The organism is Shewanella sp. SACH, from assembly GCF_001887095.2.
Taxonomy (GTDB): domain Bacteria; phylum Pseudomonadota; class Gammaproteobacteria; order Enterobacterales; family Shewanellaceae; genus Shewanella; species Shewanella baltica.
In genome coordinates this window covers 128,057-140,935 of record NZ_MPDG02000002.1, presented here as the reverse complement: position 1 = coordinate 140,935, position 12,879 = coordinate 128,057, and the positions used below count along the sequence as shown (strand labels likewise).

The window sequence follows — 12,879 nt, the reverse complement described above, 5'->3', positions numbered from 1 at the left end:
CTACTGACAAGCCGCAACGGCGGCTAATCCTGCTTGAATATCTGCAACTAAATCGGCGGCATCTTCAATACCCACCGATAAACGCAATAGGGTGTCTTTAATGCCTGCCTCAAAACGCGCCTGCGGCTCCATGGCTCTGTGGGTCATAGTTGCGGGCACGGCCACTAAACTTTCGACGCCACCTAAACTTTCCGCCACGCTAAATAAGCTGAGTGCACCTAAAAAGGCCACCACTTCGGCCTCGCCGCCCTTGAGTTCAAAACTCAGCATAGCGCCAAAGCCTTTTTGTTGCTTGGCAGCAATGGCATGACCTGGGTGATCCGCAAGACCAGGGTAATAAACTTTGCTCACCACAGGGCTTTGCGTCAATACCTCAACAATGCGCTGGGCATTGGTTTGATGTTCACGAATTCGCACCGCTAAGGTACGTAGGCCGCGCAGGGTTAAGTAACTATCAAATGCCGATCCCGTTAAGCCTAACGTGTTCGACCACCAATGTAAGCTTTCGCCAATTTGTGCATCTTTGGCAACCACTGCGCCGCCAACCACATCGCTGTGACCATTGATGTATTTAGTGGTGGAGTGGATAACGATATCCGCGCCTAACAATAGGGGTTGTTGCAATATCGGCGATAAAAAAGTGTTATCGACCACGACTAGCGCGCCGACCTCATGGATCGCCTTGGCAATGGCTTCGATATCCACCACACGCAATAGCGGGTTCGATGGGGTTTCGAGCCACACCATCTTAGGATTCTGCCCGATAGCGGCGGCTAACGCTTGGCTGTCGGTTTGATCGACCACAATCAACTTAAACTGACCTTTCTTTGCCAAGTTGGTAAATAAACGGTAAGAACCGCCGTAACAATCGTGGGGCACCACCAATAGATCATCGGGGCCGAGCAAAGTGGTCACTAGAGTGATGGCCGCCATGCCAGTGCAGGTCACTATGCCAGTGGCGCCCTTTTCTAATTGCGCTAATGCTTCGCCTAAAATGCAGCGCGTTGGGTTGCCTGAACGACTGTAATCGAATTCGCGGGGATTTTTATGACCATCGAAGGCGTAATTAGTCGACAAATAAATCGGTGGCACAACTGCACCATATTGAGTATCGCTTTCGATACCCTGACGCACTGCCAGTGTGGCTAATTGACGCTCTGCCATGGGTGGACTCCTAAATTCGGTAGACTGATAGAGATGTCTGGACGTCTAAATGTACCTAAGCCCAACGCCATCGTCAATAGGCGTGAAGACGTTTAGACGTCTGAACATAAAGAAATCTGTTTGCAATCACAAAGAAATAGTAGCAATAATTTGACTGTTCTTTGTAAGGGTTTAAAATCTGCCCCGAATTTAGCGTTATAACAGGTGAGTCAATGACTGAATGGAATGGGGAATACATCAGCCCCTATGCTGAACATGGCAAGAAGAATGAACAAGTAAAAAAAATTACTGTGTCTATTCCGCTCAAAGTGCTTAAGGTCCTTACGGACGAACGAACTCGTCGTCAGGTCAATAATTTGCGTCACGCCACCAACAGCGAGCTGTTGTGTGAGGCATTTTTGCACGCCTACACTGGCCAGCCATTGCCTAACGATGAAGATCTGTCAAAAGATAGCCCAGACAGCATTCCCGCCGAAGCCAAGTTGCTGATGGACGAGATGGGGATCGAGTGGGAAGACATGGAATAGCGACTTGTCGCTGGCAAAGTTACATCACAGTGCTCATCAATAGGGATCGTTAACGATCCCTTTTTGTTTATATGGAATCCTATGTTTTCTATGATAGATCCACAGACTCTTGCCTTGGCCTCGCTGATTGTATTTCTTGGCGCCTTAACCCAGAGCCTGATTGGGTTTGGCCTAGCGGTTGTCGCCAGCCCTTTGCTGTATATCGTCGATCCGCAGCTCGTACCGGGTCCCGTTATTGCCATGGGATTTACCATCTCGCTACTGACCTTATTCCGGGAACGTGGTCATTTAGAATTCAATGGCTTGCAATATGCACTCCTAGGTCGCGTGCCCGGTGGTTTTATCGGCGCGAGTCTGTTGCTGTTTGCGCCTCAGCCCATACTCGGGTTATCCATTGCCGCCATTGTGGCTGTCGCGGTTATCCTCAGCCTGTATAAATTCAGCCTGCCAGTGAATAAGAAAACCCTCTTTGGGGCGGGCGTCGTCTCGGGGATTTTCGGTAATATTGCCGCTATTGGTGGCCCGCCGATGGCGATTCTATTGTCAGGCAAAGACGCTTCGCAGTTTCGCGCCGCCCTGTCGGCCTTCTTCATTTTTAGCTCCACCATAGCTATGGTCATTCTGGCGATCACTGGCTTATTAGAATTGAAGCACCTGTGGCTGTCGTTAATGCTGCTGCCTTCAGTGCTTTTAGGATATGTAGTCGCGGGGCGATTGGTGGGCAGTGTCGATAAAGACAAGACTAAAATGGCGACATTAGTCCTGTGCAGTATCAGCGCCTTAGTGCTAACGGTGAAGTCGGTTATCGAGTTATTACCCCAATAAGCGTCCTGCTTGTATTGGCAAACCTTCTCAAGATTCAAGCAATAAAAAAGCACTGACATTGTCAGTGCTTTTCTTTATCTATCAAGATCTAAAGCCAGCTTACACTCAGCTTAAATAGCTTTGCCCTGCGTACACAATAAAGTGTCTTAGAGCGAGTACGCCCGTTAAGCTCGCGCAGGCCACCATGATCATCGCGCCCTTAGTATGGCGAGTCGCGGCTGGTAGCAACATGAACAGCAATGGAATACCAAAACCTATACCGACGACGCCTATCCAGAACACGCTTGCCCATAGCCCAGAGGTTAACGACGCTAAGGCCGCAGCCGCCGCGCCGCCCTTGAAGTACAAGGCGCAGAACAACATGAACAGGAACAGAATTTCAATCGCCATCACAGGCAACTCTAAACCGTGCATCTTGACTAAAGTTTTATCGTGGCTGTCAGTCTTAAACAGCAAGAGTGCCAGTACCGCGTTTGCCGCAGCGCCCGCCGATAAACCCGACACTAAAAACAGCGCAGGCAGTACCGCAGTGTTGAGCATAGGGTAAGCATTCATCGCCGAAATTAAGAAGCCAGTGTAAGCCCCTACGCCAATGGCGAGGACAAACAACAATACTTCAATCAGCTTTCGAAATGGCATAAGTAACTTAGCGATAGGCGCTAGGAAACCCAAACCCCATTTTGGTAAGTCATCCCGCAGCACAATAATGGCGTACGCAAAGGCTAAGGGAGAATACGCCAGCAGCGCCAGCACCCCAATGGCCATCACAGACTGGAAGTTATAGTGAATTAAGATCAGCCAGAAGTGGAAGGGTTTGGTTAAATCAAACACTAGGCAAGCTAGACCTAAGCTAATTGCCACAGGCCCAATAATGGCAGCCGCCTTAAGAATACTGCTTTCGGCTCCGGCGCTGAGCTCCTTATTCGCCCAGCGTAAACCAATGCCAATCAATAAACTGCCCGCGGATAACCCCGCCATAAACAGGTAAACGGCGATGACCCAGTGCCAAGTGACAGGATCATATTGCGCCATGTCGCCCCAAGTATTGTTCATAATCAAATCCCTCCTCTTTTGGTAGGAACGCGATATACCCTAGGTTTAGTGCCCAAATGGGTTTTATCTTGGTATGTGATTTTAGTGTTGAGCATGATGGCCACGTCACTCTGCGGATCATTAGCATCGCCAAACACTAAGGCATCGGTTGGACACACAGTCACACACGCTGGCTCTTCGCCCCGCGCTAAACGCGTGTCTTTACAGAAGTTACACTTATCCGCCGCCTTGGTTTCTGGGTTCATAAAGCGCACTTTATAAGGGCACGCTGCCACACAGTACATACAGCCGACACACTTCTCGGTATGGATAGAGATAATGCCGTCTTCACCCACATAGGCTGCGCCCGTTGGGCACACCTTAACGCAGGGCGCATCTTCACATTGCTGGCAAGATACCCTGTGGTATTTGAAGTGCAGATTTGGCATCTCACCAAAGGGGCCTTCCACTCGCACTTGCAGACGAGTAACGCCTTCGGGGACGCCATTTTCACTGCGACACGCCACGTTACAAGCTTGGCAGCCGATGCACTTATTCTCGTCGTGCACCATTACATATCGTTTATTCATTTAAGCCTCCGATTAGCGCTTTGCCAGCGTGACGCCCGTGGTGTGCACAGTCATGCCACACACAGGAGCAGTCACGTGCGGCAGTAAGTTACCGCAGTGGATACCTTTGCCTGTTGCTCTGACCAACTCTTTGTTTTTAGAACCAAAGCCCATGTAAGCAAATACAGTATCTTGGCGAATGCCCGGCGTGACTAAGGCATGGCCTTCTTCTGTGCCAACACTGCTGGTGAGGCGGATTGGGTCGCCATTGCTGATCCCTAACTTGCCCGCTGTGACGGGGTGAACCCACACAGCGTTATCCGACATCAGGTTAGCGAGCATAGGCACATTGTGGGTGGCGCCATTGGTGTGCACCGCCACTTTGCCTTGGATAAAGTACAGCTCGTCTGCTTTTTTAAGATGCACTTCGCGGAACTTGATCACCCCACGGCCCGGAGCCATGGCTTCCACTTTCGCGGAGGTGAGTTCAATCTTGCCACTCGGGGTTTTAAAGGTGAGTGCACTGGCGTAAGTGCCGTCTTCATCGGCAGGTCGCGCATTGGGGTATGCCTTAATAAACTCGGCAACCATCTTAGGCTCGCACAACATAATTGGCTTACCGAAGCTCACAAAACCTTCGTCTTTGATCCGGCGCAGCAGGTCAGTGTCGCGGTTCACCTGCAGCATTTGCAGGGTTTCCATGTTTTCCCAAGGATAGAACTCGCCAAGGCCCATAGCCACACCCACATCCTTAAAGATCTGCCAAGAAGGCTTAGTATCACCTAAGGTTTCAACGACTCGTTGGCGCACATAATAGGCGGGATTTTTACCTGACTTATCAGCAATTTCTTCATCACGTTCAAGATAAGTTGACTCAGGTAAAATCACGTCAGCATAGGCGGCGGTTTCGCTGATATACACATCACACACGGCGATAAAGTCGAGCTTTTTCATGGCTTCAACAACGCGCGCCCTGTCTGTCATGGTTTGCATTGGATTAGTGCGTGACATCACCCAGCCGTGTAACTGGTAAGGCACAGCGCTTAAAGTGGCATCGAGAATGGTTTGGTAGACGCCGCCCGATGTCCACATCATGGCGTACTGTTCTTCCACTTGATCGATTCGTTTCGCTGCTGGTTTTGGCATGTCTTTCACGCCGGGTTTGGCCAATACGGGCGCAACAGCTTCACCGGCAAGCTTGTTGTAATCACTGGGTTTCTGGCCGATATAAATCCCGCCCTTACGCTCAATATTACCAATCAAGACGTTGGCGGCGTACAGGGCGCGGCGCATCTCAAACTCTTCGGTGGTAAAGGTGGCTCTGTGACCAAAATCGACCACGGCATGGGGCGCTTTAGCGGCATATTCGTGGGCGATGCGGCGAATGTCTTTGGCAGGCACATCGGAGATGGTTTCTGCCCATTCAGGGGTATAGGCTTTCACTTCGGCGGCAAAGGCTTCGAAGCCTTCCACATAGCGCGCGACAAATGCCTTGTCGTAAAGATTATCTTCAATCAATACATGGCATAACGCCAAGGCGACGGCAACGTCGGTTCCGGGGCGAATGGCGTACCATTCATCGGCTTTATCGGCCACGACAGAGAATCTTGGCTCGAACACTACTAGCTTGGCACCTTTGTCCATTTGCGCCGCCATCATGCCGCGGGTTTCGGACATATTGATGCCTTCGTACAGGTTATGGCCGAAGTTAATGATGTATTTAGAATTACTTAAATCACGTTTAACCTTAGTGCCAAAAATAGCCTTAGCGGCAATTTCATAACCGCCGGGGCACGTCGACGCGTGGGTAAAAGTATTTGGACTACCAAAGGCGGTCGCAAGGTGAAACAAATGCTTTTCTTGTGAGCCCGATTTTGACGAGAATGCCACTGCCTCTGGGCCATGTTCTTTTTTGATTTTATTGAGGTTTTCAGCGATTAATTTATAAGCCTCATCCCAACTGATCTCAGCCCATTTGCCTTCGCCACGTTCGCCAACCCGCTTTAACGGTTTAACGATACGCTGTGGATCGTACAATAAACTATGGCCTGCGCCGCCTCGGGCACACACTTTACCGCCAAAGGACTTAGCGGCCTTGTTGCCACTAATGAAGACGTTTTTGCCCTCAATCACCCGCGCCGAAATCGGGCAACGGGTTGAACACATTTCGCAAATACTGGCAATTTCCTTGCCCATGCCCTTTAGCTGCTTATTCTCTAATGCCGCTAAGCTGCCCGGCAGCAGACTGGCTAACGCACACGTGGCGCTACTCGCTCCCGCTCCCTTTAAAAAGGTTCGCCTATTAAGCTCAATCATGGTTACCTCCATCACGCTCATCCCACCCGTCAGTCGCCATTTGTGGCGCCATCGAGCAGAGGTTTGCTCACTGATTTGATTACTTTTTTAGTTATAAAGCATTAAAACAGCGCCGCCATATCTTCTGAATACCAGCATCCGCTGAATACACTGCTCATCCACAAAGATTGTTATCCCGAAAGAGGTAGGCGGATATTGTGGTAAACCACATGGGGAAGCTCGGTGTGATCTATCGCAACTAAAACCTAAGACTGACGTTGAAATACGTGAATAAGATCAACAGGCTTATTGGGAACGGGCTTTACATCGACGGAGAAGACAGAAAAAAGCCGCCAGTTTGGACACTGGCGGCTTAGAAGAAAACTGACATTACAGTCAATTGCGATAACCCTAGCAGGATAAGAACATCGCACTAGCGGGCGCAAACTGATTACAATCGCATTAATCCATTAGCTCTATATCGAGGCAGTTGAGCAGGCGAATCGCTTCGTCGCGGCTAAACTTAGCCCCTTTGATTTTATTGTTAAAAATGTCGATATCGTAATTGGATGCCTCGCTAAAATCCACCTCCAATAATTGAGTTCGACCAAACAGACTATGACTAAAATCCGTGTAGGTGAAATTGGCTTGATTAAAGCTGCCCTCGCGAAAATCCACATCGTGGGCCTTACACTCTTCGATGATGATTTCATCGAGGGACAAGCCTAAAAATGAGCAGTCGTTTAGAATGCACTGCTTAAAGGAAAAGGGCGCGGCAAAGGATAAACGCGACCACGCGGCGCGGGTCCAATCGATACCGACTAACTTACATTCTTCAAACTCGACCCCGCTGAACTGGCACTGGGGCACTTTCACTAAGCTCAAGTTGCAGCGTACAAAGCGACAATCGATAAACTTACATTTACGAAAAACGCTCTCGCTAAAATGACAGTCTTGAAAGCAGCAATCCTCGAACTCGATGCCCTGTAGCTCTTGGGCTAATTCCGACAAGCCATTAAACTGTTTTGATAAAAAACTATTGCCCTGCAAAGCCGCGCTTTGCGCCAGTTGCGATGGCGCAAGCACTGATTGTTTAAGCATTGGCACTTCTTTCTGTGACGACATAACACCTCTAATCCTGCCCAATCCCCAACAATATGATAATGCAGGGCAATTGTGCTAGGTACGACCTAATGTTGACTCTCTGATACGGGATGCCTGCTAGAGACTCGCGACGAGTTCCTCAAGCTGATCGGTCGCCTTAGACCAACCCGAATGAAACCCCATATCCTCATGATTCTGCCTATCTTCGCTATTCCAATGCTGCACCCGCGCTGTGTACTTGGTCTTACCGTCCACAGGTTCAAACGTGATGGTTGCCGTCATAAAGGCTTTATCGGACGGCACCCAAGCCTCGGTAAAGGCATCGGTAAATACGATACGCTCATTCTCAACCACCTCGAGATACACGCCGCGATTCGGGAAATCTTGCCCCTCAGGGCTGCGCATCACAATCACGTTAGTACCACCAGCACGCACATCTAAGGTCGCGCTAGCCACAGTCCACGGCCTTGGCGTAAACCAAATTTTGAGAAGCTCAGGCTCGGTCCACGCGCGGAACAGTTTTTCCGGCGGCGCGTCGATAATCCGCTCTAATATCAATTCTCTGTCGCTATCTGGATGTGGATGACTTGTGCTCATATTCCCTCCATTGGATATTTGGCTTGATGGTCTTGTGGGCTGCAACTGCGTCATAAGCTCGCACATCAGCAAGCTAAAATACAGCCTTTCAATATCCGATTTTTGTATCAAACATGGCACCCATCGTTTCGCTTCAGTCCGCCATTGCGAGGCAAATCCTTACGGCCGCTAGACTCGCTGCGAAGAACAATGCAAATAGCCGTGGCAAATTTTGTCAATAAAGGTAAAATGTCGCCACTTTTTCGCGGCAGTCTAGCACAAGGTTATCTCGGATTAATGGTTAGCATTTTCGAGCAAAATGGCACGGGCCCTGCCCGCTTTAGCAGACCACTTTCACTGTGGTGCCAACCTTGCCCTGCGTTTGTTCCATCCCTTGCATTATCTCCAGCTGACACAATTCAAACACCGCCCGAAAATACCCCTTTAGCTGTTCAAGATTTAACATCAAATCCCGCAAACTGGCTGAACGCTTTACGCCCTAAGCCACGCGCGAATAATAAAGCGGTTGCAATAAATCTGGCTGTTGCTAACGCCCTAGCCCATCTGCAAACCGACACTTATAAAAACCTTATCCCTACACTCTCTATCCTAAGGAATACTCGTCATGAGTCTTGCTGATTCCGTACTTGCCATCAATAACGATTTGCCTATCCGCACCGACAGCCCAGTCCACAGCGGCAAGGTTCGCAGCGTTTACTGGCTAACCGACGCCGACAGCCGCCGTTTAATTACCACTAAAGGTTATAACGTCCCCGAAGATACCCCACTCGCCATCATGGTGATCAGCGACCGTATCTCGGCCTTCGACTGTATCTTCCACGGTGAAGGCGGCCTCAAAGGCATTCCAGGTAAAGGCGCGGCATTAAACGCGATATCTAACCACTGGTTTAAACTGTTCGCCGAAAACGGCCTAGCCGACAGCCATATTTTGGATATCCCGCACCCGTTCGTATGGATAGTCCAAAAAGCTCGCCCTATTAAAGTCGAAGCCATTTGTCGCCAGTACATCACAGGCTCAATGTGGCGCGCTTACTCAAAAGGCGAGCGAGTATTCTGTGGTATCACACTGCCAGAAGGCTTAGAGAAAGATCAAAAACTACCTGAGCTGTTAATCACTCCATCGACTAAGGGTATTTTAACCGGCATCCCAGGCGTGCCAGCCCAAGATGACGTGAACATCAGCCGCAGCGATATCGAAGCCAACTACCAAGCCTTTGGCTTTGAAAAGTTAGAAGATATCGACCTGTACGAGAAGCTGTTAAAAGATGGCTTTAAAGTGATTTCAGCCGCGCTGGCAAAACTTGACCAAGTGTTTGTCGACACTAAATTTGAGTTCGGTTATGTCACCGACAAAGACGGCAACTCAAAACTGATTTATATGGATGAAGTCGGCACCCCAGACTCATCACGTATTTGGGACGGCGCCGCCTACCGCGATGGCAAGATTTTAGAAAACTCCAAAGAGGGTTTCCGCCAGTTCTTGCTGAATCATTTCCCCGATCCAGATGTGCTGCTCAACAAAGACAGAATGCCAGAGCGTGAAGCCCTCGCCCGCGACAATGACCTGCCACTTGAGGCCATGATGCATGTGTCACGCACTTACACCGGCGTTGCCGAGAAAGTGACTGGCGCCCCAATCCCACTGCCAGCGAATCCAAAGGCAGATATCATCAAGATCCTACGGGAAGAGTATGATCTGATTGTGTAATCAAATCATAGTGGAATGAGGAGTTTTCCCTTTCCCAAAGAGTAGAAAGGCGCTTAGGCGCCTTTTTTTTTGCTTCGAAAACTGTGTTTGCATTGGGTCGTTACTTTCTTAAAAATAAGTCTTAGGAGACAAGACTAATAATTTTCCAAACTTCGTTTGGATCAAAGTCGTGGGGCTTCACCCCACACCCGACCAAGGAGGACTGCTCGTCCTATCCTCCTTGGATGCTCCAAGACGCCCCTAGCGAAGTTACATGCATTAGAGACTAGCCTTGGTCTTATGGATAAATTGCTATCGCTTCCGATGGTACATCCTGTACCCCGAAAGCTAGCCGGTCATCCCTGACCGGACTCACGCAATTTATTCCAACGCCCCGCGGCAACTTCGCAGGGGAAGGTGAACTCCCGTAGCTTTGGTATTAACTGCGATTTATTCAAAAAAGATATGCATGTCCCATCGTTGCTAAAATACAGCTAACGAATATTCAGAGTAATTATTTATTTGTATCCCAAAACTTAAAATTCAAACCAGCTTCAATTTTCTTAACTTCTTCGAAAAATTTGGAAGTTGTAGCTGAAGATATCAGTCCTTTGGCTTCATACTTACAAATTTCTTTCATAACGTCCTTTCTTTCTTCATATCTGCTTCGATTCAGATTCAACCCATTTATCACTGAACGTGACAGATAATTTAAAATATCTTCGTATTCAATACAAAAATCAATATATGGCTTAACTGAATCGGTGACATCTATCCATTTGTCATCCTTATCTGCTAGTTTATCAAAATCACATGGTTTGATAATTCGTACGTTGGGAATTTTAGTATTGGCAACACCGCTATCAATGAACACTTTTCGAGCTAATTCACTACAATAAGAATATCTTTTGGCAGGTTTTCTTTTCGGTAATATTTTGTACGGTTGTCGTAAATAAAATACACATGATTTCATAATTTTTTCCTCACAATCTTCAGTGAGTTCTTTGAATCTAATCACCCGCCAGTCGTCTTCAACATCATCCATAACTTCAGATATGTCTCTTAAAGAAACACCATCTTTTGGCATAGCATCAATACATAAATGATCAGCATGAACGACGACAACATGGCTTGATCGAGCTTTTAAATAGAAAGTCTTTTGGCTTATAACTAGAGCCTTCGCTGCACTTGATTTCCCAGTAACAAGAATAATATCCCCTGTGGTCAACTTATAATCAAATTTAGCCAATGAATGTGTAAACTCATTTTCTTCATTTCGGAGAATACTTCGGAATATTGATAAGTGTTTTTCTTTTATTCCACTATATAGACCCAAAACATTAAGCTTATCATCTGGAATTTCTTTAAATGATTCAAAAACTTTATTTTGCCCTTCTTCCGTGCTAAGTGCATGGATTGCATTAGCTGTCGAAGCTAATCTTATTTTTTCAATCAGTTTGTTCATTATTCCATCCTTGTTTGAGTCATAGTAGATATCTAATCATTTAATTTGTTTGTTGAACAGTATTAAAAGAAAATCGAGTAAGTTTAATAAGCCTCTCATTGTTAAATTTTTCTAACATGTGTCACGTTGAAGATGAGACAGGCATAAATCTTTAGAGATTAATAGCCAACACAAGGGCTACAGAAGTTCACCTTCCCCTGCGAAATTGCTGAAGAGCGTTGAAGACTCTTTATTAAAAGGATAGCGCGTGACACAGACAGGACGTCTGCGTAGCTTTCGGGGGGAAGGGGCGAATGAAAATCGGTGATTTTCGCGCTTATGAGCGAGAGGCAGGGACTGCCGAACTGGGGGCTTTACATGGATGTAAAGCGGAGCCATCGGAAGCGTTAGCTATTTTCGAATAAGCACGAAGCCACTAACTAATGCATATAACTTCGCTAGGGACGCCGGGGGATTTCCAAAAGGGGAACAGGCGCTTTTCCCCTGTTGGTCGGGTGTGGGGTGAAGCCCCACGACTTTGATTCACCTCGGCCGTAAGGCCGCAATGACAGACAAAGAAGGACATCCATAACTCTCATGAGATTACGGCCAACACCGCGGTGACAGAAGTTCACCTCCCCTCGGAGTTGCCGCAGGGCATTTGCGTTCGTTGTGTGAGCGAGGCATGGTCGTTCTCGTGTATCCATGCACTTCACGACATTCTGGCATCCTGCCTATCAGATGCCGAGATAGCGTCAGTCGAATCAGGGAGTAAGCCCTACAACTTTGACTTTGATTTAAAAATAAAAACTCGGAGGGGCTTATTAGTAATATAAAAAAGGTGTGACACTTAGCGTGTCACACCTAGATAATCAATTTTTAAATTATAAATATCAAAAACGAATAATTAGAATCGATATTCAACACCTAAACTGGCTTGTTTGAAGTCTGTGTCTGTATCTGCACCGTTGCTAACATTCTCAACGGTAATTCCTGCATCATACCAAGTGTACTCGGCATTAATTAAGAATCGATCTGTGACTTTAAATGCGACACCGGCACCGGCGAACACACCTTCATCATCTTTATTTCCAGAAAAACCTAACACATCATAATCTGTGGAATACCATAGTTGCCCACCTTTAGCGTACAACTCAACGCGATCTACAATGGGATATGAGACTTTTAGCGCAGCGGTATAACCATCTGTTTCTGCATTAGATAAACTATTGCCATAATCACCGAAGTTGACGTATCCGCCTTCGATAGCTAAATATTGGTTGAAGCGATAACCAACAAGCCCTTGAATAACATCGCTATTGTCATCGAAGTCATCTTTACCATCGACTTTTAAATAACCATAGTTAGCACCAACATAAATGCCATTTTCTGCGACATCATTATTTTTCATGTTCTCCGCATGAGAGTAAACACTAACAGAGGCTAAAGAAATAATGGCGGCCAAAGTAAGAATGGTATTTTTCATAATGTACTCCTAGTTAATTATTTAAATACGCTAAGTACATTACAAAAGTAATGCCAGACTTACCGAACTCAAGCTAAATAGATTTAAGAAAGTTAATAAAAAACATTACTATCAATGCTATACCTTAACCAAGATAATTTAAAATGAAG

12 protein-coding genes are annotated in these 12,879 nt (G+C 47.2%); 4 read left to right on the top strand and 8 right to left on the bottom strand.

All coding sequences use genetic code 11. The features are described from left to right. Positions 1-1,164 (bottom strand): cystathionine gamma-synthase, encoded by a 1,164-nt coding sequence (gene metB / locus BM607_RS08440; RefSeq protein WP_071938683.1) that lies wholly within the window; start codon positions 1,162-1,164, stop codon positions 1-3. 212 nt (positions 1,165-1,376) lie between these two features. On the opposite strand from metB, the gene metJ reads away from it, so the two are divergent. Next, positions 1,377-1,691: a met regulon transcriptional regulator MetJ gene (metJ, locus tag BM607_RS08435; RefSeq protein ID WP_006083215.1), complete on the top strand. Its 315-nt coding sequence runs from the start codon at positions 1,377-1,379 to the stop codon at positions 1,689-1,691. Positions 1,692-1,772: 81 nt separating this feature from the next. After that, positions 1,773-2,516 (top strand): sulfite exporter TauE/SafE family protein, encoded by a 744-nt coding sequence (locus BM607_RS08430; RefSeq protein WP_071938684.1) that lies wholly within the window; start codon positions 1,773-1,775, stop codon positions 2,514-2,516. Between the two features lie 105 nt (positions 2,517-2,621). On the opposite strand, the gene nrfD is transcribed toward BM607_RS08430, so the two are convergent. The 5 genes from nrfD to BM607_RS08405 all read right to left on the bottom strand — a co-directional run bounded on the left by nrfD (position 2,622) and on the right by BM607_RS08405 (position 8,113). After that, positions 2,622-3,569, bottom strand: coding sequence for an NrfD/PsrC family molybdoenzyme membrane anchor subunit (nrfD, locus tag BM607_RS08425; RefSeq protein ID WP_011847900.1), 948 nt, complete (start codon positions 3,567-3,569; stop codon positions 2,622-2,624). Positions 3,570-3,571: 2 nt separating this feature from the next. Beyond that, on the bottom strand, positions 3,572-4,138 hold the full coding sequence (locus BM607_RS08420; RefSeq protein ID WP_071938685.1) for a 4Fe-4S dicluster domain-containing protein: 567 nt from the start codon (positions 4,136-4,138) through the stop codon (positions 3,572-3,574). 12 nt (positions 4,139-4,150) lie between these two features. After that, positions 4,151-6,433, bottom strand: coding sequence for a thiosulfate reductase PhsA (gene phsA, locus BM607_RS08415; protein WP_071938686.1), 2,283 nt, complete (start codon positions 6,431-6,433; stop codon positions 4,151-4,153). 441 nt (positions 6,434-6,874) lie between these two features. Next, on the bottom strand, positions 6,875-7,537 hold the full coding sequence (locus tag BM607_RS08410; protein ID WP_071938687.1) for a pentapeptide repeat-containing protein: 663 nt from the start codon (positions 7,535-7,537) through the stop codon (positions 6,875-6,877). 96 nt (positions 7,538-7,633) lie between these two features. Further along, the gene (locus BM607_RS08405; RefSeq protein WP_071938688.1) at positions 7,634-8,113 is read right to left on the bottom strand and encodes an SRPBCC family protein; all 480 of its coding nucleotides are present in this window, start codon (positions 8,111-8,113) and stop codon (positions 7,634-7,636) included. 189 nt (positions 8,114-8,302) lie between these two features. Between BM607_RS08405 and BM607_RS08400 the strand changes: the two genes are divergently transcribed. Together BM607_RS08400 and BM607_RS08395 are read left to right on the top strand one after the other, a co-directional pair. Further along, positions 8,303-8,731, top strand: coding sequence for a hypothetical protein (locus BM607_RS08400; RefSeq protein ID WP_071938689.1), 429 nt, complete (start codon positions 8,303-8,305; stop codon positions 8,729-8,731). Beyond that, on the top strand, positions 8,718-9,821 hold the full coding sequence (locus BM607_RS08395) for a phosphoribosylaminoimidazolesuccinocarboxamide synthase (RefSeq protein ID WP_071938690.1): 1,104 nt from the start codon (positions 8,718-8,720) through the stop codon (positions 9,819-9,821). The genes BM607_RS08400 and BM607_RS08395 overlap by 14 nt, the downstream gene beginning before the upstream one ends. Positions 9,822-10,314: 493 nt before the next feature. Here the strand turns inward: BM607_RS08395 and BM607_RS08390 are convergent, their stop codons facing one another. Beyond that, a complete protein-coding gene (locus BM607_RS08390) occupies positions 10,315-11,265 on the bottom strand; it encodes a YiiX/YebB-like N1pC/P60 family cysteine hydrolase (RefSeq protein ID WP_071938691.1) in 951 nt (316 codons plus the stop codon). 886 nt (positions 11,266-12,151) lie between these two features. Then, positions 12,152-12,730: a porin family protein gene (locus BM607_RS08385; protein WP_012088141.1), complete on the bottom strand. Its 579-nt coding sequence runs from the start codon at positions 12,728-12,730 to the stop codon at positions 12,152-12,154. Between the last annotated feature and the right edge of the window lie 149 nt (positions 12,731-12,879).

Coding starts and splice junctions, on each gene's coding strand:
- metB (WP_071938683.1), bottom strand. CDS start 1,164: ATGGCAGAGCGTCAATTAGCCACACTGGCAGTGCGTCAGGGTATCGAA.
- metJ (WP_006083215.1), top strand. CDS start 1,377: ATGACTGAATGGAATGGGGAATACATCAGCCCCTATGCTGAACATGGC.
- BM607_RS08430 (WP_071938684.1), top strand. CDS start 1,773: ATGTTTTCTATGATAGATCCACAGACTCTTGCCTTGGCCTCGCTGATT.
- nrfD (WP_011847900.1), bottom strand. CDS start 3,569: ATGAACAATACTTGGGGCGACATGGCGCAATATGATCCTGTCACTTGG.
- BM607_RS08420 (WP_071938685.1), bottom strand. CDS start 4,138: ATGAATAAACGATATGTAATGGTGCACGACGAGAATAAGTGCATCGGC.
- phsA (WP_071938686.1), bottom strand. CDS start 6,433: ATGATTGAGCTTAATAGGCGAACCTTTTTAAAGGGAGCGGGAGCGAGT.
- BM607_RS08410 (WP_071938687.1), bottom strand. CDS start 7,537: ATGTCGTCACAGAAAGAAGTGCCAATGCTTAAACAATCAGTGCTTGCG.
- BM607_RS08405 (WP_071938688.1), bottom strand. CDS start 8,113: ATGAGCACAAGTCATCCACATCCAGATAGCGACAGAGAATTGATATTA.
- BM607_RS08400 (WP_071938689.1), top strand. CDS start 8,303: ATGCAAATAGCCGTGGCAAATTTTGTCAATAAAGGTAAAATGTCGCCA.
- BM607_RS08395 (WP_071938690.1), top strand. CDS start 8,718: ATGAGTCTTGCTGATTCCGTACTTGCCATCAATAACGATTTGCCTATC.
- BM607_RS08390 (WP_071938691.1), bottom strand. CDS start 11,265: ATGAACAAACTGATTGAAAAAATAAGATTAGCTTCGACAGCTAATGCA.
- BM607_RS08385 (WP_012088141.1), bottom strand. CDS start 12,730: ATGAAAAATACCATTCTTACTTTGGCCGCCATTATTTCTTTAGCCTCT.